Consider the following 21,262-nt stretch of genomic DNA (forward strand, 5'->3'; position numbering starts at 1 on the left):
TTACACAATTAATATTTTATCATACTGAGAAGTCTTGAAATGATAAAAAAGACTTCAAATGACCTTTAATAAGCCAATCTGAAGTCTTTTTTATTATTTAATTTTCAAAATCTTGCATCATTTCATCCACCACTTCTTTGACACTCTTAATGTCATGGATGTCGTTAATGCCAACGTCGATGGAAATCACCCCATCATCCAATTTGCCGTCAAGCATGGCGGGTCTTACCCCACCAGCCTCACGAGTTTGTTGATAGGTATCCTTAACACCGTTGTTAAATTCCTTGGCCCACTTATCAGCCATTGGGTTCTTGATGGAACGTTGGTTAGGTGAAACAAGGACAACGTCATCAACCGTGGAGTCAATGATCTTTTGTTTAGCGGCGTATGAAGTCCGGTTTTCGTCGGTTACGATGAACCGCGTTCCGACGTAGACACCTTGAGCACCGAGGGCAAAGGCAGCTCGTACACCACGAACGTCCATGATGCCACCCGCGCCAACAACTGGGATGGAAACGGCGTCCACAATTCGTGGAATGGTAGTGAAAGTTCCAAGTCCAGTGGTTGGGATAATGCCTCCCTCGTCGTAACCAGTGGCAATTAAGATGTCGACACCGAGGGACTCAGCCTTCTTGGCACCTTCAACCGACGGATTGAGTTCCCGAAAGATCAAGGTACTCCCAGAATCCTTGATTTCCTTAAATAACTTTGGATTAATGGCTCCAGATAAAATGAAGATTCGAACCCCCGCATCGAAAGCGGCCTTAAAAGTCTTGTCAGGATAGGCAAAGTCGTCTTCACTGTTTACGATCATGTTAACCGCGAACGGTTTGTCAGTGAGCTTCTTAGCCTCTGCAATCTGCTTCTTCAGCATTTCGGTGGCATCCTGATCAGGACGTGTTTTACCAGCATTGGGGCCAAGGGTTCCCATTCCCCCAGCGTTTGAGACGGCAGCCACGAACTTGGCGTCGGTCAACCAGTTTAATGAAGCTTGAATAATGGGATATTTAATTCCTAAAATTTTAGTAATTGGACTTGTTTTCAATTGAATAACTCCTTACTTATTATTAGTTAGTTATACATACATATTTTAGTAGAAAATGCATTAGAAGCAAACTAAAACGATTTGTGATTGATTGAATGACAGTTGAATTAATCTGTAACTTCCATTAAGACCTGCGATGACCGTGATTACGTTCCTTTCAAAAATCATTAGTCATTTGGTGAAGTGAAATCCTTATAATGAGCAGTATGTTAAAAGGGGCGAAATGATGAAAAAAGGAAAATTAAAGCGGTGGCACAAGGTTGTCATCGCACTTGTAATTATCGTTATTATCTTGATTTTTGTGGGAACCTACTTTCTATTTAACTTCGCGTTCAAGCGGGGTGGATACAGTACTCAGGTCGGTGAGAAAGTGAATACAACCTGGATCAAAAAACAAAATCCGCAGGTTTGGCACCAGACTAACAAGAGTGGGTTGAAGTTAACGGCGTACTACTTGCCCGCTAAAACAACTACCAATAAAACGATGATCGTGGTTCATGGCTACGGGAGCACGGGACACAAGATGAATAACTACATTCGGATGTTTCACGATGATGGTTACAACGTGCTGGCACCGGATGATGAATCGTTTGGTCGCAGTCAGGGAGAGTACGCTGGCTATGGCTGGAAGGATCGAAGCGACATTGTGACCTGGATGAACATGATCGACCAGAAAATGCCAACTGGTCGGCTGGGGATGTTTGGGATTAGTATGGGCGCTGCGGCCGTGTTGTTCACGTTGCCAAAAGCTCCCCATAACGTTGACTTTGCGATTGCCGACTGTGGCTACAACAGCATCTACGACGAGTTAAAATACGAACTCGGCACGTTGTTCCACCTGCCAACCTTCCCGATCCTGCCGATTGCCAGGATCTACGGTAACATCTTCGCCAAGTATGATTTTTACGCTGCCAATACGAAACAAACGCTGGCTCATAACAAAATTCCGCTCTTTATCATCCATGGAAATGCGGACAAGTTTGTTCCCGTAAAAGACGCGTACATTAACTACCAAAATGATCATGGTCCCAAAAAGTTGTGGATTGTGAACCATGCGACGCATGCCGATTCTCTCAATAAAGAGGGCCATGTATACGTGGAAAAGACCAGGGCGTTTTCGGAACAGTACTTTAAGTAGGACTTGGAAATGCCAGAAAATCAAAGTAATTAATTGATTTAACGCTAAGAATGTGTTTGAGTGATGATAATTAATGAAGTATAGAGGAGGTAAGGGATGAGAAGAATATGGAAATGGATCATTGGGATTGCGGTTGTTCTAGTCGTCGTCGGACTTGGTGCATATCAGTTTGGATACAAACCCGCTCAGTCGCCCAAAACCGTCACACTAGGCTCATATGGTCCTGATACTCAGGTATGGGAATACATTGCCAAACTACCTGAAACCAAGAAAGCCGGAATTAATTTACAGGTCAAAGACTTTTCTGATGGTGTAAGTCTTAACAAGGCTACCGTTGAGGGTCAGGTTGACGTGAATGCCTTTCAGATGGAAAGTTATTTGAAATACTTTAATCAGAATAACAAGAAGGGCAAACTGGCGGTTCTAGGAACCACTTATCTTGAACCAATGGGACTCTATTCTAACCGGTATAAGTCCGTCAATGCGATTCCCGATAAGTCGACGATTGCGATTTCTAGTAATCCAGCCAACACGGCTCGTAGTTTGAAACTCCTCCAGAGTGCTGGTTTGATTAAGTTGGGTGGAGAACCCAAGAATGGACTTTATCAACCCAGAAACGTGACGGATAATCACAAGGATTTGAAATTCCGTGAGGTTGATGACCACACGGGTCCACGTCTGTTGAATGATAAAACCGTTGCGGCCGTTGTCATTGGCAACACCATGGCACTTCAAAGTAACCTGAACGTGAAAAAGGATGCCATTTATCATGAACAACTGAATGAGGATACTAAGGGCAACATTAATGTGATTGCTACGAACGCTAAGAACAAGAATGATCCTAACTACAAGAAGTTAGTGAAGTTATATCACAGTAAACCAGCGCAGAAATACATTAAGCAGAAGTTTCATGGAACCAAAATTGATGTAAATAAGCCAGCCAGTTATTTTAACTAGCAGGGATAAATGAGACCAAGGAGAGGTTAAATGCTCCTTGGTCCTTTTTTGTGGTTAAAAAATATTAATAATCACAAGAAGTTTCGTAAACGGTTAACTAGTGATGAAATATAAGTTAAACATTGAAAATGCTGCGTTATTTTCACAAGTATGCCACAGAAGGGGTGAAGAAAGGCGTATTTTCCGTGTTATTCTTTAGACACTCCAAAAACATATTGCTTTCACAACGCTTTTCTTACTTCTGGAGACACATAGCTTCACACTCCCCAAAATGCCACTTAGTAATAAGTGGCATTTTTGTTTGGAAAATAAAAACCGATTAAGTGACTAACTTAATCGGTCTTAAATGTTATTCAAACGTAGCATGAACCATGTAGCGCTTTTTATTTAGATCCACTTGCTTGTTGATGATGTCGTACATCAGTTGAGCGGAGTATTTTCCCATTTTGTACGCATCAGTTCGGATACATTTGGTACGTGGGTTAATTAAATTAACGATCTTAGAACTCACAAAGCCCGTGATATTTGGAATTTTTTCTTTATCAATCACGTTGTTTCGCAGTAATCGTGGCAAAAGGTGCAGTAACCATTGTTCCGTCAGGCAGAAGATTAAACTGTTGGGTTGGCGTTTCAACTTCATGGTAGGCATGATTTAAGGACGTCTTGGAGTGACCCGGTTTGACAATGGTAATATCAGGTTCAGGGTACACGTATTTAATTCCCGCAATTCGTTCCCGAACTACCTTCATTTCACTTTCAGCGTTGGTAACCAGGATTAACTTCTGAATGCCTAGGTTGTTTTTAAAAAAGGAGCCGGCTTTTTGGGCAATTTCAAAGTTGTTAGCAACGATGTTGTAGAAAAAGCCGTCATTAATCGATTTGTCGGCTAGGATGACCGGAAAGCGCGGCTTTAATAGTTCGGCAATGTCCTTAATGTGTTCGTTGACAGGATGAATGATGGCGCCCCTGATCAGACTTGTATCCAGAGAGAGAAAGAGGTCCCGCTCATTTTTGTATTTACTGGCTGAATTGATTAGTAACGGAATGTACTTATACTTTGATAATTGGTCTTGAATACCCTCAAACATCCGAATCGAGAAGGGATCTTCAATATCAGAGACACCTACCGCAATGATACTCCCACTGTCATTTTGGCAACTGAGTCGACGAGCCATTGAGTTCGGCACATACCCGAGATGACTAATGGATCTTTTGATCCGATTTGCCGTATTCTTGGACATTGAATTCAAATGGTTATTTAAGAACCGTGAAACGGTTGCTGTCGACACATTGGCATGCTTGGCAACGTCGGTAATGGTGACACGTTTCTTGTTCATTTTTCACTTCCTCAATTTATTTCATAAATGATTAGATAAAAATATCATATCCAATAAAATTATAAAAAGCAAAATGTTATTACATAATACTTAGATTAATCATAAGAATTTGGAGCAAATTGAGTAAACGGTTAACCACTTACGTATTTAGGTATTGGAGAGTGAAAATAACTCATTTTCATTGTTACAGGTTAAAAGTGGGATAAATGGCGGTCTAGAGCAGTTAGGATGAATTATTGCTTGTAGAATTTCTGAAATTCCTTAATGGTTTACAACTTGACCGCCGTGTATCGCTGAAGGTGCAATGTTAACGAGAGAAACGGGGAGGTTAATTTGTGAAATTTATATGGGAGTCTAAATAATTTGGGCAAACGGTTAACTATAGGCGGAGTAGTAATTTGCTGCGCAAAAAGGGTCTGATTTGTGAAAATAAATTGTAAAATGGGACCGTACTAGCGATTTCATTCTCTATAATTATAGATAAATCAACCAAGAGAAGGTGTAAGCGATGGGCAGAGGATAGCTTCATGAAACGTTAAAATTTCAGCAACGAACCAGAGAAAATAGACGGTTATACTTATGAGAAAACCGTGAGTATTCATCAAGTAGCTTTCAAAACAAATAATTAAAAGATCAATACTTTAAAACAAACTAGTTCCTAAATGTGGTTACAAGTGTGAGGGATAAAACATAAATAAGTAAACAAACATATAAAAAGATCCTGGCGGTTTCTTTAATATCGAGTTAATTAATTTTAAGGGTGGGCTTTTCGGCGTTAATGCTTGTACGCATGGCTAGTGAGTAAGTAAAACTCGTGATGTTTTCCTCTCTGCAAGGGGATGGAGGGAAATAAAACAATTTGACGAAGAACATCATTCTCAAGTTGCTTCTTTAAAAGCAGATCTCATTCATAAAAACACTCCCAGAAAATTGTGAGATTTGTCATTAAAAATTTCAAACGCATTAACGGTTTAGTTAATAACGTTGGTATGCAGAGGAGAAACAATCCGAGTACTAGTACGTAATGGTTTAAAGTATGAGAACCTAAAAGAGAGACCTTGTCATGACAAGGTCCCTCTTTTTTTACTAATAATATTTTATTTAATGGCGTGTTTTAAAACGTTCTGGGCCACAAAAGTGGCATACTTTGGAGCTCCTTGATTATTTGGATGAGCTTGGTCCGAATACAACCAGCTTGGATGTTGATTGATGTAATCGTTCCAGTCAATAATGTATAGGTTCTTATATTTCTTTTGCGAGTCCTTTAGCATGGCGTTTACTGAGTTTTGCCATGTTTCGGTTGGAATGTGAACATTAATCCAGAAGACATTTCGTTTTGGTCCGGCAATGTCCATAATTTGTTTCATAGTTTCTGGAGAAATATTTCCGTTCGTTCCGAGTCCGATGATGACGTTTTTCCCTAGTAATCCCTGATTAGCTAAACTTTTAATGTCAGGGACCGCTGCAGCGGGTTGACGTGAAACTTGAGCGTCAATGTAAAAACGGGGAAAATCTTTTGTAAATCATCATGTCCAGCTAACATAACGGAGTCACCAACGGCAGTTCCAGAGAGGTTCTGGGCCTCCTTTACCTGGGCAGCCGTTAAACCATTCTTTTCTAATTGACTTTGATCTTTGTTTGAACTTTTAACTTTTTTGCCACTCTTAATATCTTTAGCAAGATTCTTATTGTTTTCTTTTTCAGTTTTAGCGTTTTTCTGAATTCGATTAGCAAGCTCCGTATGGTTAGCTTGCTTAGGATTAACGGTCGTTGACTGGAGGATTCCCACGCCACCAATGATGGCCAAAATGCCTAGAATAATCTCACGAATCCTAGTGTGACTCATGAAATGATATAGTTCACTAAAAAGTTGTTTGTAGTCGTATTTACCGAAGGGAACTTCCACAAAGCGATACGATAATTCTGAGATTCCCACGATCAGTAAAATTTCGATAACGGCGTATAGCAACTGATGGTCAGCTACGTTTTTAAATTTATCTTCAAAAAAGATAAAGACGGGCAGTTGATAAACATAGATTTCATAGCTCCGTGATCCGATCCAATCAAAGATTGGATTAGTCATGAGCCAGTTCCATTTTCCGATGTTGGATAGGATGGCCCACATGATCAGGACCGTAAAGAGTGAGAATAGAACCATTCCACCGCGATAGAGGAATTTAGACTGAGCACCAACGGTAAAAATGAGCCAGACCATACCAACAACACCGACCAGTCCAACAATATCGAAGAAAATCTTTTGTCCCTGATCAGAGTTTTTAACCGTTCGACTGCTAGGCCAGATAACGGCGAGGGCAGCTCCCAATAGAATTGAGAACATTCGGGTATCAGTTCCATAATAGACACGGCTTGGATCAGTTCCAGGCTTGAATAGTACGGCCATGAGGATGGCCGACAAGATTGATAATCCAATGGCAACGAAAAAGACGCTCTTTTTGTTTAAACGACCATGTTTATTTTTATTGAAAAGGTACAAAAGGATGACGATAATTAAGGGCCAAATTAGGTAAAATTGACCTTCAATTGCTAACGTCCACAAGTGGGTGAACGGTGATTCTGATCCAGCAAAATTCTGAAAGTATGACTGTCCGTTAGCGATTTCATACCAGTTATAGACGTACGCGAGGTTGGTAACCACGCTCTGCCATAGGTTTGCTAACAAATTTCGTTGGAATAAAGTGATGTAAGTTGCCGTTGCAAATAACATTACGATCAACGTCGGATATAGCCGTTTTAATCTTTTGTACCAAAAGTGACCGTAACGAAAGTGACCAGTTGATTGGTATTCATTAATTAAATGGTCGGTAACTAAGTATCCCGATAGTGTTAAAAATACCGGCACCCCTAAATATCCACCACTGAAAATATTTTGATTAAGATGGTAGAGAATTACGCAGATAACTGCTAGGGCTCTCAGTCCTGTAAACCCAGTAATAAAACGATTCTTTGAAGTATTTGTTTCCATAATTAAAATTCCCTACTAATTAATAATTATTAAATTCCGACCAAAAAAGACTGCCAAACAACATTATTTGACAGTCTTTTCACTTATGGTTCATTAAGTTAATTTAGTGTCTAAAATGATGTGCTTTTCTTACGCGATACCAGACAAACGCACCAATGCCGACAATTAAAATGACAATTATGCCACCGATCATCCATGGGGTATGATCCCTTTTAGCTGATTTTTTTGTTCGATCGTCTTTTTTAGCTTGTTTGTCTTGCTTACTTTGCTTCTGATTGTTTTGCTGCTTTTGGGATTCTTGATTGGCTTGATTCTTTGAGTTATCTTGCTTTTTATTTTGTTGATTAGGTTGGTTCTGATTGACTTGCTTGTCAGTAGAATCGGCTTTGCCTTGGTTAGCGTTACCTAGCTTTTCGCTATTATCATCTCCATTGGTTTTGGCTCTGTCATTTGCGTTATCAGTCTGGGGATCGGATTTGGCATTGTTTGCCGGTGTTGTGGCATTTCCGCCTTGCCAATTACCTGTCTGGCCTGCTTGATTGAGTGGTTGATAAGCAATTGTGACCGTCATTGACTGGCCACCAGCTGGGTAGGTGTTGCCACCATTATCAGCTCGGTTACTTCCAGTGACATATCCTGGGATGTTAGGAACATCATTGGATAAATCAAGCATGCTGTTGGGAGCACCGTAAATGACTTTACTAGAACGGATTGGTTGTCCGGTTAGGGCGTTGACGTATTGAACAACAACACGTCCCTGAGCGGTACTCTCCGAAACGTTTGGATCAGCATGAACCGAGTTTGGATGGCTTATAAAGAATCCACCACTAAATAGAGTAGTACCAACTAAAAGTGAAAGGGCAATTTTCTTAATGTTCATCATAACCATCCTCGCTATGTATTTTGTTATAAAACCCAGAAGCCATTATACAACAAAATAGGGGGGTAACTAGAGCGAATAAAAAAGAATCATTTCCAAAATAAATAGAAATGATTCTTTTGATTTTTATTGATACTCAATCGTTGCCGGTGGCTTACCGGTAATATCGTAGAGTACGCGGTTAATCCCGGGAACTTCATCGACGATTCGTGATGAGACCTTGCTTAAGACATCCCACGGAATTTCCGCAAATTCCGCAGTCATCCCGTCAACTGAGTTAACGGCACGAATATTAATAGCTTCATCATAGGTTCGTTCGTCACCCATAACACCGACCGTTCGAATCCCTGGTAGGGCAGTGAAGTACTGCCAAACTTTCTTGTCAAGACCGGCTTTTTTAAACTCATCACGCAGGATTGCATCGGAGTCCCGCACTTTCTTTAATCGTTCAGGAGTCACGTCACCGATAATTCTGATTGCAAGACCTGGACCAGGGAAGGGTTGACGCCAAACCATTTCGTCTGGCATACCAAGCTTTTCACCAATTTCTCGAACTTCATCTTTGAACAACTTGTTTAAAGGTTCGATTAATTTGAATTTAAGGTCTTTAGGAAGGCCACCAACATTATGGTGGGATTTGATTGTTTGGGCGGTGTCAGTTCCTGACTCAATGACATCCGTGTACAGCGTTCCCTGAGCTAAGAAATCAACGTCCTTGAACTTGCGAGCTTCCTTTGAGAAGGTGTCGACAAAGTCTTTACCGATGATCTTGCGTTTCTTTTCAGGGTCAGTCACACCCTTTAGTTGGGATAAAAATTCGTCGCTCGCATCGACAAAATCAATGTTTAAACCGAATTCATCTCCCAAAGTGTGTAAGACCTGTTGAGCTTCATTTTTACGTAACAGACCGTGATCCACGAAAACGGAGATCAATTGGTCGCCAATGGCACGGTGTAATAGAACAGCAACCACACTTGAATCAACTCCACCGGAGAGACCCAGCAGGACCCGTTTGTCGCCAACTTCTTCCTTAATGTTCTCAATGGCATCATCAATGAAGTCATCCATGGACCAGTTGTCCTTAGCATGAGCAATGTCAAAGACAAAGTTGTGCAGCATCTGATTGCCCTGCTTGGTTAGGTTAACTTCGGGATGAAATTGAACGGCGTAGATTCCCTTGTCGGGATCTTCCATGGCTGAAATGGCACACTGCTCACTTGTAGCGGTCACCTTAAAACCGTCTGGAACCTTGGTAACGAAGTCCCCATGACTCATTAAAACGGTTTGATCAGCATCAAGACCCTTGAAAGTTCCAGAATCATTACTGGTAACTTTGATTTCAGCGGGACCGTACTGACTGTCGTCGGCGGTCGTTGTTTCGCCACCCTTTAGATCGTGGGCGAGTAGTTGCATTCCGTAACAGATTCCCAGAATCGGAATTCCCATGTTCAAGATCTCAGGATCGACGTCTAGGGCATCTTTGCCGTTCACACTGTTGGGTCCACCAGAAAAGATGATTCCCTTTGGTGCGATCGCCTTTACTTCTTTGGCAGTGATGGTGTGTGGTTTTAGTTCTGAATAAACCCCCATGTCACGAATGCGACGGGTGATTAGTTGGTTATATTGACTACCAAAGTCGAGAACTAAGATCTCATCATAATCACGTTTTTTTGTACCAGTTGCCATCAAATTCCTCCTACTTATCGATTGAATAGTTTGGTGCGGATTTGGTGATTTGCACATCGTGTGGATGTGATTCGCGTAGTCCAGCATTTGTAATTCTAACAAATTGAGCGTTATTAATTAAGTCGGAAATAGTGTGAGAGCCGGTGTAGCCCATTCCAGAACGTAATCCTCCAGCAATTTGGAAGAGGACGGTTGAGACATCCCCCTTATAAGGGGTTTGACCCTCAATTCCTTCTGGAACGAGTTTCTTTTCTTCTTTGACCTTGCCTTGGAAGTAACGGTCAGATGAGCCATTTTCCATGGCTGCAAGGGATCCCATACCACGATAAGCCTTATACTTCTTACCGTCTGCACCCGTATAAACGTCACCGGGGGCTTCGGTAGTACCCGCTAGCATACTACCAAGCATGACGGCACTACCACCAGCAGCGAGTGCTTTGACGATGTCACCGGTGTACTGCATTCCACCATCAACGATGATTTGTTTACCGTAATTGGCAGCAACTTGAGCAGCGTCGAAAGCGGCGGTGATTTGGGGAACCCCAACGCCAGCCACAATGCGAGTGGTACAGATTGAGCCAGGACCAATCCCGACCTTAGCAATGTCAACCCCAGCGTCAAAGAGGGCTTTAGCCCCCGCACCGGTGGCGATATTTCCAGCGATCAAGGTTTTGTCTGGGAACTTGCTTCTGATTTCAGCAATTTTATCCAGGACACCCTTGGAGTGACCGTGGGCGGTATCGATGATGACGGCATCTGCGCCAGCATCAAATAATAATTGAGTTCGATCGAAGGTATCATTGGTTACCCCAACGGCCCCCGCTACTAATAAATGACCATCGTCATCCACTGCAGCGTTGTCGCCGGTAACCTCAGCAGTTTTAACCGTTTTAACTTCAGCCGCTTGATCTTTTGCGCTCATGTTCTTGTGAACTACTCCTAGTCCACCATTTTGAGCCATCGCGATTGCCAAAGGTGCCTCTGTGACAGTATCCATACTTGCGCTTAGAACGGGTAGGTTAAGCTTTAAGTTCTTGCCTAAAGTCGTTCTTAAGTCAACTTGGTTTGGTAATACGTCACTTGCTGCAGGAATTAGAAGAACATCATCAAATGTTAATCCTTGTTTCCCGAATTTATAATTCCAATCCTTCATCGTACTCCTCCTATTGTTCAGTTTTTTATAAATTATTAATAGAATACCATAAAAAACGTTGGACTATCAATGATAACTCGAACAATTTTTATTTGGTTAACGTTAATCATATGTAGTTGTCAGCTGGTTGATTTATTTGAGGGGGACAAGACATGCTAATTCAATAATGGTAAAATCTACGTATATATATTTAGCATGGTTTTAAATGAAGTAATTTAATAGAAAGATGGGAAAATTATGGACGACAAATTTAAGAAAGTTAGAGGGATGTCAGACATTTTGCCTGACGAGACCAGTATTTGGCAACGAATTGAAGACACCGCACGCGACGTCTTTTCCAGATACGACTTTCATGAGATGCGAACCCCACTAGTTGAGAAGACCCCGGTCTTTACGAGAACTTCTGGTGATAGTTCGGATATCGTGACAAAACAGATGTATAGTTTTCAGGATAAAAGTGGGCGTGATATCTCACTTCGACCTGAAGGAACCGCTGGAGTGGTACGTTCGTTTGTTGAAAACAAGCTCTTTGGACCAGAACATCCTAAACCCGTCAAGGTTTACTACATGGGCGCCATGTTTCGTTATGAACGTCCAGGTGCTACCCACAACCGTGAGTTTCATCAGATTGGTTGTGAATCGATTGGGGCCACAAGTCCACAAATTGACGCTGAGACGATTGCGTTAGCCCTCGACATTTTCAAAGGTGTGGATATTAACGATTTAAAGGTTGAGATTAACACCCTGGGTGACGAAGCGAGCCGCAAGCGTTACCATGATGTTTTAGTTGATTATTTCTCACAGTATGAGGATCAACTTAGTGACGATTCAAAACGGCGTTTACAACAAAACCCCCTGCGAATCCTTGATAGTAAGGACAAGGGTGACCAGAAGTTGGTGGCTGATGCCCCGAAACTGGAAGACAGTCTGACCGACGAATCGAAGCAGTATTTCACTGACGTCTTGTCCGCTTTGGATGCCCTAGACATCCCGTACGCCGTTGACGATCGGTTAGTTCGTGGCCTAGATTACTACACGGACACGGTCTTTGAAATCATGGCAAAGGATCCTAGTTTTGGTGATGATTACACCACCATCTGTGCCGGTGGTCGTTACAACCACATGGTGGAAGAATTTGGGGGACCCGAAAATACCGGTGGCGTTGGGTTTGCCTTTGGTGAAGAACGATTGGCAACGATCGTAAATTCTAACGATGACAGTAATGCCATTGATTATTTCATTGCGACCGACGTTAAAAATAAGGACAGTAAAGCCAAGAATCAGATCCTTGATGAGGCGCTTAAGAAGGCGGAGGAGTTACGAAATGACGGCAACTCCGTTGAGGTTAATTTCCAGAGTCGCAGCATGAAGAGTCAGATTAAAGAAGCTAAAAAATTAAATAGTAAGAACATTATAAGACTTGAGTAATTAGAAACGAGGGCGAATTTGATCGCCTTTTTCTTTTAACTCCATATTGAAAGAAGTGAGGATTTGAGTAATAAAAAAGAAAAGATCGGGACGGTCGGTCTGACGGCGTTCGTATTATCCGCGATGGTTGGTGGTGGAATCTATGATCTGCCACAGAACATGGCGCTCCATGCCGGAGCAATTGCCCAAATCATCGCTTGGGCCCTGTCAGGACTGATTATCTGGTTCATCGTACGTTCGTTTATGACACTATCAGAAGTTCGGCCCCAATTTACCACTGGGTTATACCATTATGCCCACGCTGGTTTTGGGAACTTTACCGCGTTCTTTGTAAGCTGGGGTTATTGGATCTGTCAGTCGTTTGCCGTGGCTGCGTACTCGGTGCTACTGATGTCGACGTTAAACGCGTTTTGGCCCGGGACGTTTACCGGTGGAAATAACTGGATCTCTATTTTAGGTGGAACGATTGTGTTGTGGCTGATGACCTACCTGATCCTGAAGGGGATTCGGGTTACTAGTCATGTGGACGTCTTTGGGACAATCTGTATGTTGACGATTGTGGCTATCTTTATCATTACCATGATCGTGGTCTTTAACTGGCACGCTTTTACCACGAATATGTTTGCTGCTCAAACATTGCCGAAGGTCAACGATAAAGCCATGGGTGGTCTCTTTTCCCAGGTTCGAAACGCCATGATGACCACCATGTGGGTCTTCTCTGGAGTTGAGGGTGCCGTGGTCCTTTCAAGTAACGCCAAGAGCCAAAAGGACGTTCGCCAGGCCACCAAGTATGGTTTCTTGATTTGTTTGGTACTGTACGCTTTGGTATCAATCCTACCACTTGGCTTACGGAGTTATGGTCAGATTGCGAACCTGCAGAGTCCTTCAACCGGGGCTTTGATGCAGATCGTCTTGGGACCACTAGGACGATTAATCATCACCTTTGGGGTAATCGTGGCCGTCTTATCAAGTTGGTTAACGTGGGTTTTGGTCCTATCCGAAATGCCACGTGCCGCTTCCATGGACGGAACCTTCCCGAAGTTCTTTAGAAAGATGGGAAAGAACAACGTTCCGATTCACTCATTGTTCATGACAGTTTTGGTCATTCAGTTGATCATCATTTTTACCCACTTTGCGGGTAGGGCCTTCAACTTTACTTTGACGATTGTTGGAACGATGACGGTTCCACCATACTTGATTTCGATGATGTATCTGTTCAAGATCAGTCGAAATGAGAAGACGTTTAATCCAACTGGCAACAAGATTTCCGTCTCGAGAAAGAGTGCCTACTTCGTTTCCGCCCTCGCAATCCTTGGAACCCTATTTATGGGGTATGCCGCTGGGCTTGAGTACATGACGATTGCCTTTGTGATCTATGCGATTGGGATTCCATTGTTTATGTACGCTAGAAAACAGTACGCACCCGACCAACCAATCTTTGGGAAGTACGAACGTTACTTTGCCATTGGAATTTTGATTGTGGCCGTTATCGGTGTGATTTTGCTGATTCAACCAAAACTATAAAACTAAATTTAAAGGACGATTGATTTAATTCAATCGTCCTTTTTCTATTCATTAATTTTAGTTTAAATGACGTACGTAAAGCCGCATATAACTATCCTTGCTTTGAGCGTTTTGGTAAGATTATAAAATAACTAATTAAGTGGGGATTAAAGATGAGTTTTTTAATTGATTTCGTGCTTCACATTGACCACCACCTGGTTACCCTTGTTAACGTGTTTGGTAATTGGACTTATTTAATATTGTTTGCGGTCATTTTCATTGAGACCGGAGCCGTGATTATGCCGTTCTTGCCGGGCGATTCGCTTTTGTTTGCTGCGGCGGCATTAGCGGCCGCCAGTACCAATGATTTAAACATCTGGATCTTCGTGATTCTGTTTTTCCTAGCTTCAGCACTGGGCGACTCGCTCGATTTCTTTCTGGGACGGAAGGTTGGACTGGCAATCACGGACAACAAGTATCTCAGCCGTTTTATTAAGCCAAAGGACTTCGAGAAAGCCCATCGTTTCTTTGATAAATATGGATCGTGGGCGATCTTGCTGGGACGATTCATGCCAATTGTACGGACGTTTGTCCCATTTGTAGCCGCCAGCAGTGACTACAGCTATCAAAAGTTCGTTAAATATAATGTGAGTGCCTGTGTCGCGTGGGTTGTACTTTGTTGCGGTGGCGGATATTTCTTTGGCAACATTCCATTCGTGAAGGAGCACTTCTCGGCGGTAATCCTGACGATTATCTTGATTACGTTGTTACCTGCCATCATTGGTGTCATTAAAACTCGTTTTACTAGTAAAAAGGACGAAGCCTAGGGCTTCGTCCTTTTATTTTCCAATCGAATGAGTCAGAAACTGAACTTGAATTAACGGAAATCCTGCAGTTCGTGACTAATCTTTTTGGTTTGAGGATAAATTTGTTGATAGATTTTGAAAAGTTTGGCGTATTTATCAGCGTTAGCCTGGATTGGTTCGTAGGTCTTACCGAACTTAATGAACTGATCGGCACAGGCAGGGAAACCGGTGAACCAGCCGAGTCCAACGGCTGCGATCATGGCCGCTCCGATGCCAGGTCCCTGTTCGTTCTTTAGTGTTGTGACTGGCTTATCGAAGATGTCAGCTTGGATTTGCGTCCAGACTGCACTTTTAGCTCCGCCACCAATGGAAGTGACGTGGTCAATCGTGGCACCCATTTCGTCATAAATGGTTAAAATGTCTCTCAGACTGAAGGTAATGCCTTCCATGACCGCACGGGTGAAGTCGCGTCGTACCTGGGTCCGATCGATGCCGACAAAGCTTCCCCGAATCTGAGAATCAGCGTGGGGCATTCGTTCTCCGGCAATGTAGGGTGTAAACAGGAGACCGTTTGCTCCGATCGGCGAATTGCCAGCCTCATCGGTCATTTCGGTGAAGTCTTCATCTGGGACAAAGGTGTTTTTGTACCAGGTGAGGGAATCACCGGCAGCCAGCGTAACACCCATAGAATAGTAGGTGTTTGGAATCGAGTGATCTTCCATTTGAAGACGTCCACCGTAATCGGTGGAGAGATCAACTTCGTGATGGAGAACCACCCCAGACGTTCCCACACTGACCAGGGCGTTATTTGGTGACATGATTCCCGCACCAACGGCTCCAGCGGAGTTGTCAGCGGCACCCCCGTAAACTTTAGTAACGGTCGACATGTCGGCTTCGTCGGCAAAGTCTGGGATGACGTTTCCTGCGTAATCAATGGATTGGATCAGTGGTGGGAGAATTTTTTCGGGAATTCCCAGTGCATGACAGATTTCTAAACTCCACTTGTTGTCGTGGATGTCTAGAAGGGTGGTTCCGGTGGCGTCGGAGAAGTCAACCGCGATGTTTCCGGTCATCTTAAAGCGCAGGTAGTCCTTTGGTAATAGAAAGGTTTTTACTTTGGCCCAGTTCTCGGGTTCGTTTTCTTTGACCCAGAGCAGTTTGGTGATTGTAAAGCCCTCCAGTGGTTGATTACCCGTGATTTCAACGAACCGTTTGCCCAGTTTATCCTCAATTTCTTTCCGTTGTTTGGTGGTTCGGGTATCATTCCACAAAATGGCGGGACGGATAACCTGATTATTTTTATCTAATAAGACGAGGCCGTGCATCTGACCCGAAAAACTAGCTCCGCTGATGGAGACCGGATCCACGTTATCATCATTGACTAATTTTCTGATGGCAGCAATCGTGCCGTTAACCCAGTCGTTGGGGTTTTGTTCACTCCAACCTGGTTGTGGTTGTGGATTGGGATACGACGTTGATTCTTGCCCCACAATGTCACCCAGTTTGTTGACCGCTGTGACTTTAACCGATCCCGTTCCGAGGTCGATTCCTAAAACGTTCTTTTCCATGTGTGCACCAACTTTCGTAAATGTTTTTGTAGTTGCTTCGTTAATTTAAGATTAGCAGGTTATGTAATCGTTTTCAACGCTTGCGTGTTGTTTATTATATTCTAAATCAAATTATAGTTTTAAATGAAATTAAGTTATAATGATCACATTATGATAGGAGTGAAAGTATAGTAATGTATGCAGATAAACCAAAGGATTTATTAATTATTGGAAATGGATTTGATTTAGCTTGTGGGTTAGAAAGTAGCTTTAAAAATTATTTTGATTATATTAAAAAACAAACCTTAATTAAAACTATGGAAAATGAAGAAGTTCAAGAGCACAATATTATGGATTATGTACATGATTTTCTTAATATGAGAGCTTATGTACAAAATAATGAAAACATAGATTCAAAGCTTGATAATCCAATGATTCGATTTATCTATGATATATGCGTGAATGATGATACTATTCGAATTTCTAATTATCCATTAGTGACTGAACATAAATCAAATGGCAGTATAGGATCACTTTTTGATGTGTATTTTTTAACTAATGAAATATTAAATAATAATTGGTCTGATGTTGAAACGAATTTATATAATCTTATTAATAATAATGATAATAATTTGAATTATTTAATCTTAGTAATGAAGCATTTAAAAGTTTTAAAGGATAATTTATATGATAAAAAGAGCAAGTATTCAGCTTTTATAAATAACAGTAAAAAAAGAACGAATATAGTTAATGAATTAGATTATAGTTGTAAAGATGGATCATTGACATTATTATTTATTATGTTAATGACATTTGAATATCCAATTGATTCATATTCAGATAGGGAATTTGTAAACTTCATTTTTAATCAATTAAATCAATTTGAAAGAAATTTAGGTGAATATATTGGTTCTATTGAAAATGATTCGTATAGAAAAAATGCAAAAAACTTATTAAAAAGGATAAATAAAAATATTTATAATAATAGAAGTTTTAATATTTTAGATTTTAACTATACAAATCCATTTTCTGAAGATTCAACGATAGATAATGTTCATGGAGATACATCACAACCAATTATTGGAGTTGATGCTAACTCAATAAGAAATGATGATTATTTTTATAAGTTCAGTAAAACGTATCGGATCATGACTAGGTCTACAGATAATAAAGAATTAATTTTACCAGATGATCCTAAAAATATTTATTTCTATGGTCATTCATTAGCTCCGGCTGATTATTCCTACTTCCAAACAATTTTTGATCATTATGATATTTACAATAGTTCAATCAAGTTAGTATTTTGTTATTCAATTTATGATTCAAATAAAGAAAATAAAATTAAGTCTAATTATTTTGAAGAAGTATATAAACTTATGAATACTTATGGTGAATCAACCGGAACTCAAAAGGGAAGAAATATCCTTCATAAAATGATTCTTGAAGGACGTCTTATGTTAAAAGAAATTGATACAAGTGATTTAAAGAATATTGAAAGTGCTAATACTAAAGAGTAAAAAACAAGCATTACGTAATAAATACATAATGCTTGTTTTTATTCATCAATCTCCATCGCCATCTTTACCAGCTGTTTCTTAACTGGTCCCACGGCATCCCGATGTGCCAGGACAATCAAAGTGTCACCGGCTTTAATCTTGGTGTTGCCATTGGGAATAATGTGCAGATTGCCACGACTGATCGTGATGAGAATGGAGTTTTCTGGCCATTTTACGTTTTTGACCAGTTTATTTTCAATTGAACTAAATTCGTAGACGGGTACCTGAATCCTGTCCGTCTTGCTGTCAGCATTGAAGTACGTCTTGATGGCAGTCAGCCGTTCGGCCAAGGCTTGATAGATTGGTTGACCACCCATCATATCGACCACGACGTAGGAAACCAAGACCACGAGCGCTAACGCCATGAAGTTCTTGGTGTTACCCACGAGTTCGGTAATTAGCATGATTGAAGTGAACGGAGCTTTACTAACGGCCGCAAAATAACCGGCCATTCCAAAAATCAGGAGATTATTGACGTATCCAGTTCCCAGCAGTCCTGATTGTGACATGAAGCCACCATATGCGGCTCCAATTAGTGATCCGACGGCAAGGACCGGCATGAAGAAGCCACCTGGAATCCCAGCACCATACGTAATCAAACCAAAGACGAACCGAACGATTAGGAAGACAAAGATGGCGGTCAATGGAACGTTATGAGTGGCCACCGTCATGATGACCCGACTACCACTTCCAATCGTGGTCGGGAAGAACATTCCAATAGGAATGACCATTAAGATCGGGATGGCACACATGAAGTACCAGGGAATGATTTTAATTTTGGCGAACCATTTGGGAAGATCCAGCAGGCCTAAATTATAGACGTAACCTAGTACACCCAGAATAATTCCCAGAATGATCAGCTGCCAGTAGTTCTGGAGCTGAAAAGTGTGACTGTAAAAAATGGGAAGGATAGGTTTTAGCCCAAAAACTTTCAATGAAACAAAGTTCGCACAGATTGACCCGGTCAGTGACGAGAGCCAGACGGCTGGTGAAAAGTTCCGGTAGACACCCTCCATGACGAAGAACGTCCCGGCTAGTGGGGCACTAAAAGTCGCCGAAAGTCCGGCGGCAGCTCCGGTTGCAATCATTAGCCGACGTTCAGAGCCGACTTCCTTGAATCCCTGAGCGACTCCTTGACCGATTGCACCACCTAATTGAACGGATGGACCCTCTCGACCTAAGAAGATCCCGGTTCCGACGGTTAGAACTCCTGTAACAAACTTCCGCCATAGAATTGAAACCCAGTTGGTTTCAATGTTTCCAGCTAGTTGAGCTTCCACTTGGGGGATTCCGGAACCCTTGACGTCAGGATCACCTTTCATGATGAGTCCCGTGACGATTGAGATCAGTAAGAAGAGAGGAATCACGAACCATAGGAGGTTAAGGTTGTGGTCAAGACCATTGTAAATGATTAAAGACCATTTGAGTGCCACTTGGATTAGATAACGAAAGGACGCAATGACGGCTCCCGTTAGGATTCCAATGATGGTCGCAAAGAGGACGTATCTTAAATCTGAAAAATCGATGTGATGTGTGCGTTTTGCCAAGCTTTTCATCTCCATTAAGCAATTACATTAATTGTATCACAATTATTTTTACCAAATGGATTCGATTTTCATGTAAAATGGAAGTATAAAGATGAATTAGATGGAGGAATTTATGAAGAAATCAGATGTTGTTCAAAAGTTAGACTTCTTGTATGTTCTAACGCTTATAATTGCGATCGTTGAAACGGTCTTGTTATTCCCGATCCTTGGTGGAATCATTATCGTAAGTATGCTTTGGGTTCCATTACTAGTCCTACTGGGACTTTACATTACCTGTTTTATCATCAGCTCCCAGATGGTGAGCTCTTTAGATGATGGCAAGGTTCGTTCTGATATGTTAAGCATCAAGCCCAAATTCATCGTTGGGATTATCCTGTCAGTAGTAGCGGTGATTCCAATTGTAGGATGGGTTTCACATATCATCATGGCTATCATTATGTGGCAAGTCTTCACTAATATTAGTACGCTCAAGACTGATTTAATCGATAATGATGAGTCTAATGGGGAATGGAAAGACGTTACTCCTGATTCTGAGAAAGAACAGTCGGGAAATCATGGTTCGGATGATCGTAACGCAAATAAATAGATAAAATAGAGCGTTCTTATTGTTAAAATAAAGACGCTCTATTTATTTACATTAATTTTTCACTAAACATCATATTTTTTGTGTCATTGTATTTTACATACATTAAGATAGTAAGTAGACGTGACAATTTATTTTAAAAGTCTTAATTAGAGAGGGGAAAGAGCCAATGAAAAGAATACTAAAGTGGACCGGAGTGACGGCTTTTTTCTTTGTCATTTTTACAATTATCCTAGATTTGGCCTTAGGTTATCTCCTGTTCAACTTTGCCTTTGGAAAAACTGGTTTAGCTAGTTTATACAATGAAAACGCGGGAACACCTGATACCGAATGGTTTAGTGATAACAACACCCAAGTCTTACACGAAAAGGCGGACGACGGTACCAATTTGGTAGCCAGGTACGTTCCATCAGAAAAGCCATCTAATAAGACAGTGATCGTGGTTCATGGCTACGGTAGTAACAGTGAAGAGATGGAAGCTTTCATTAAGATTTTTCATGCGGACGGCTACAACGTCCTAGCACCTGACAATCAATCGTTTGGTGGAAGTGGTGGAAAGTACATCGGGTATGGGGTTAAAGACGCCACTAACCTTGAAAAATGGGCTAGAGTGGTGAATTCTGACCATCCTGGTGGTGAATTAGGATTGTTTGGAACCAGTATGGGGGCTTCGGCGGTCATGTACTCACTGCCAAAGATGCCTAGTAACGTCAAGTTTGCGATTGAAGATAGTGGCTACGCTAGTGTCGAGGGCGAACTTGGTGGTCAACTAAAGCGACTATTCAACATTCCCAGTTTTCCGCTCGTTCCGACCGTCAATCTTTACGTCAAAACGTTGGCGAAGTATAACATGAATGACGGAAACACCAAGAAGACCTTGAAACACAACCAGATTCCACTGTTTATCATTCACGGGGATGCCGACAAGTTCGTGCCAGTGAGGAACGCCTATGAAAACTATCGAAATGATGCCGGACCGAAGCAAATTTGGATCATTAAGGGTGCTGGTCACATTGAAAGCCGAAGTCAAGATCCGGATACGTATACGCAAAAGGTTACGGATTTTGCTCAACAGTATTTTAAGTAGTCAAAATTGTTGATATGATTGATAAG

Annotated in this window: 18 protein-coding genes; 8 read left to right on the forward strand and 10 right to left on the reverse strand. The window is 41.6% G+C overall.

The window, feature by feature from the left end; all coding sequences use genetic code 11:
• Positions 1-97: 97 nt before the first annotated feature.
• The gene (locus FC73_RS02775) at positions 98-1,045 is read right to left on the reverse strand and encodes an NAD(P)H-dependent flavin oxidoreductase (RefSeq protein ID WP_010022335.1); all 948 of its coding nucleotides are present in this window, start codon (positions 1,043-1,045) and stop codon (positions 98-100) included.
• A 226-nt stretch (positions 1,046-1,271) separates the two neighbouring features.
• Here FC73_RS02775 and FC73_RS02780 point away from each other — a divergent pair, with 226 nt between their 5' ends.
• Together FC73_RS02780 and FC73_RS02785 are read left to right on the forward strand one after the other, a co-directional pair.
• On the forward strand, positions 1,272-2,183 hold the full coding sequence (locus tag FC73_RS02780) for an alpha/beta hydrolase (RefSeq protein ID WP_010022336.1): 912 nt from the start codon (positions 1,272-1,274) through the stop codon (positions 2,181-2,183).
• Positions 2,184-2,279: 96 nt separating this feature from the next.
• Positions 2,280-3,140: a MetQ/NlpA family ABC transporter substrate-binding protein gene (locus FC73_RS02785; protein ID WP_010022339.1), complete on the forward strand. Its 861-nt coding sequence runs from the start codon at positions 2,280-2,282 to the stop codon at positions 3,138-3,140.
• A 349-nt stretch (positions 3,141-3,489) separates the two neighbouring features.
• Here the strand turns inward: FC73_RS02785 and FC73_RS02790 are convergent, their stop codons facing one another.
• The 7 genes from FC73_RS02790 to guaB all read right to left on the reverse strand — a co-directional run bounded on the left by FC73_RS02790 (position 3,490) and on the right by guaB (position 11,179).
• On the reverse strand, positions 3,490-3,690 hold the full coding sequence (locus FC73_RS02790) for a hypothetical protein (RefSeq protein ID WP_029327157.1): 201 nt from the start codon (positions 3,688-3,690) through the stop codon (positions 3,490-3,492).
• Positions 3,683-4,477, reverse strand: a complete 795-nt coding sequence (locus FC73_RS02795) for a LacI family DNA-binding transcriptional regulator (protein WP_010022342.1) — start codon at positions 4,475-4,477, stop codon at positions 3,683-3,685. Before FC73_RS02795 ends, FC73_RS02790 begins: the two co-directional genes overlap by 8 nt.
• 1,097 nt (positions 4,478-5,574) lie before the next feature.
• A complete protein-coding gene (locus FC73_RS07070) occupies positions 5,575-5,832 on the reverse strand; it encodes an SGNH/GDSL hydrolase family protein (protein ID WP_010022343.1) in 258 nt (85 codons plus the stop codon).
• An 83-nt stretch (positions 5,833-5,915) separates the two neighbouring features.
• Complete coding sequence (locus FC73_RS02800; RefSeq protein ID WP_010022344.1) at positions 5,916-7,460, reverse strand: acyltransferase family protein; 1,545 nt, start codon at positions 7,458-7,460, stop codon at positions 5,916-5,918.
• A 103-nt stretch (positions 7,461-7,563) separates the two neighbouring features.
• Positions 7,564-8,343, reverse strand: a complete 780-nt coding sequence (locus FC73_RS02805) for a hypothetical protein (RefSeq protein WP_029327158.1) — start codon at positions 8,341-8,343, stop codon at positions 7,564-7,566.
• 123 nt (positions 8,344-8,466) lie between these two features.
• The gene (gene guaA / locus FC73_RS02810; RefSeq protein WP_010022346.1) at positions 8,467-10,026 is read right to left on the reverse strand and encodes a glutamine-hydrolyzing GMP synthase; all 1,560 of its coding nucleotides are present in this window, start codon (positions 10,024-10,026) and stop codon (positions 8,467-8,469) included.
• Between the two features lie 10 nt (positions 10,027-10,036).
• Positions 10,037-11,179 (reverse strand): IMP dehydrogenase, encoded by a 1,143-nt coding sequence (guaB, locus tag FC73_RS02815; RefSeq protein ID WP_010022349.1) that lies wholly within the window; start codon positions 11,177-11,179, stop codon positions 10,037-10,039.
• 237 nt (positions 11,180-11,416) lie between these two features.
• On the opposite strand from guaB, the gene hisS reads away from it, so the two are divergent.
• The 3 genes from hisS (at position 11,417) to FC73_RS02830 (ending at position 14,937) form a co-directional block, all read left to right on the forward strand.
• Positions 11,417-12,607, forward strand: a complete 1,191-nt coding sequence (hisS, locus tag FC73_RS02820) for a histidine--tRNA ligase (RefSeq protein ID WP_010022350.1) — start codon at positions 11,417-11,419, stop codon at positions 12,605-12,607.
• Between the two features lie 63 nt (positions 12,608-12,670).
• Positions 12,671-14,131 (forward strand): amino acid permease, encoded by a 1,461-nt coding sequence (locus FC73_RS02825; protein ID WP_010022351.1) that lies wholly within the window; start codon positions 12,671-12,673, stop codon positions 14,129-14,131.
• 152 nt (positions 14,132-14,283) lie between these two features.
• Positions 14,284-14,937 (forward strand): VTT domain-containing protein, encoded by a 654-nt coding sequence (locus tag FC73_RS02830; RefSeq protein ID WP_010022352.1) that lies wholly within the window; start codon positions 14,284-14,286, stop codon positions 14,935-14,937.
• Between the two features lie 50 nt (positions 14,938-14,987).
• Here the strand turns inward: FC73_RS02830 and xylB are convergent, their stop codons facing one another.
• Positions 14,988-16,484: a xylulokinase gene (gene xylB / locus FC73_RS02835; protein ID WP_010022353.1), complete on the reverse strand. Its 1,497-nt coding sequence runs from the start codon at positions 16,482-16,484 to the stop codon at positions 14,988-14,990.
• 173 nt (positions 16,485-16,657) lie between these two features.
• On the opposite strand from xylB, the gene FC73_RS02840 reads away from it, so the two are divergent.
• Positions 16,658-17,980: an AbiH family protein gene (locus FC73_RS02840; RefSeq protein ID WP_010022355.1), complete on the forward strand. Its 1,323-nt coding sequence runs from the start codon at positions 16,658-16,660 to the stop codon at positions 17,978-17,980.
• A 38-nt stretch (positions 17,981-18,018) separates the two neighbouring features.
• Here the strand turns inward: FC73_RS02840 and FC73_RS02845 are convergent, their stop codons facing one another.
• Positions 18,019-19,566 carry a ClC family H(+)/Cl(-) exchange transporter gene (locus tag FC73_RS02845; protein ID WP_010022357.1) on the reverse strand — a complete coding sequence of 516 codons (1,548 nt, stop codon included), beginning with the start codon at positions 19,564-19,566 and terminating at the stop codon, positions 18,019-18,021.
• A gap of 112 nt (positions 19,567-19,678) precedes the next feature.
• Between FC73_RS02845 and FC73_RS02850 the strand changes: the two genes are divergently transcribed.
• Both FC73_RS02850 and FC73_RS02855 read left to right on the forward strand, forming a co-directional pair.
• Positions 19,679-20,152, forward strand: a complete 474-nt coding sequence (locus FC73_RS02850; protein WP_010022359.1) for a hypothetical protein — start codon at positions 19,679-19,681, stop codon at positions 20,150-20,152.
• Between the two features lie 166 nt (positions 20,153-20,318).
• The gene (locus FC73_RS02855) at positions 20,319-21,236 is read left to right on the forward strand and encodes an alpha/beta hydrolase (RefSeq protein ID WP_010022360.1); all 918 of its coding nucleotides are present in this window, start codon (positions 20,319-20,321) and stop codon (positions 21,234-21,236) included.
• Positions 21,237-21,262: the final 26 nt, after the last annotated feature.

Source organism: Fructilactobacillus fructivorans (assembly GCF_001434095.1).
GTDB lineage: Bacteria > Bacillota > Bacilli > Lactobacillales > Lactobacillaceae > Fructilactobacillus > Fructilactobacillus fructivorans.

Coding starts and splice junctions, on each gene's coding strand:
- FC73_RS02855 (WP_010022360.1), top strand. CDS start 20,319: ATGAAAAGAATACTAAAGTGGACCGGAGTGACGGCTTTTTTCTTTGTC.
- xylB (WP_010022353.1), bottom strand. CDS start 16,484: ATGGAAAAGAACGTTTTAGGAATCGACCTCGGAACGGGATCGGTTAAA.
- FC73_RS02805 (WP_029327158.1), bottom strand. CDS start 8,343: ATGATGAACATTAAGAAAATTGCCCTTTCACTTTTAGTTGGTACTACT.
- FC73_RS02850 (WP_010022359.1), top strand. CDS start 19,679: ATGAAGAAATCAGATGTTGTTCAAAAGTTAGACTTCTTGTATGTTCTA.
- FC73_RS02780 (WP_010022336.1), top strand. CDS start 1,272: ATGAAAAAAGGAAAATTAAAGCGGTGGCACAAGGTTGTCATCGCACTT.
- guaB (WP_010022349.1), bottom strand. CDS start 11,179: ATGAAGGATTGGAATTATAAATTCGGGAAACAAGGATTAACATTTGAT.
- FC73_RS07070 (WP_010022343.1), bottom strand. CDS start 5,832: ATGGACATTGCCGGACCAAAACGAAATGTCTTCTGGATTAATGTTCAC.
- FC73_RS02785 (WP_010022339.1), top strand. CDS start 2,280: ATGAGAAGAATATGGAAATGGATCATTGGGATTGCGGTTGTTCTAGTC.
- FC73_RS02795 (WP_010022342.1), bottom strand. CDS start 4,477: ATGAACAAGAAACGTGTCACCATTACCGACGTTGCCAAGCATGCCAAT.
- guaA (WP_010022346.1), bottom strand. CDS start 10,026: ATGGCAACTGGTACAAAAAAACGTGATTATGATGAGATCTTAGTTCTC.
- FC73_RS02830 (WP_010022352.1), top strand. CDS start 14,284: ATGAGTTTTTTAATTGATTTCGTGCTTCACATTGACCACCACCTGGTT.
- FC73_RS02840 (WP_010022355.1), top strand. CDS start 16,658: ATGTATGCAGATAAACCAAAGGATTTATTAATTATTGGAAATGGATTT.
- FC73_RS02800 (WP_010022344.1), bottom strand. CDS start 7,460: ATGGAAACAAATACTTCAAAGAATCGTTTTATTACTGGGTTTACAGGA.
- hisS (WP_010022350.1), top strand. CDS start 11,417: ATGGACGACAAATTTAAGAAAGTTAGAGGGATGTCAGACATTTTGCCT.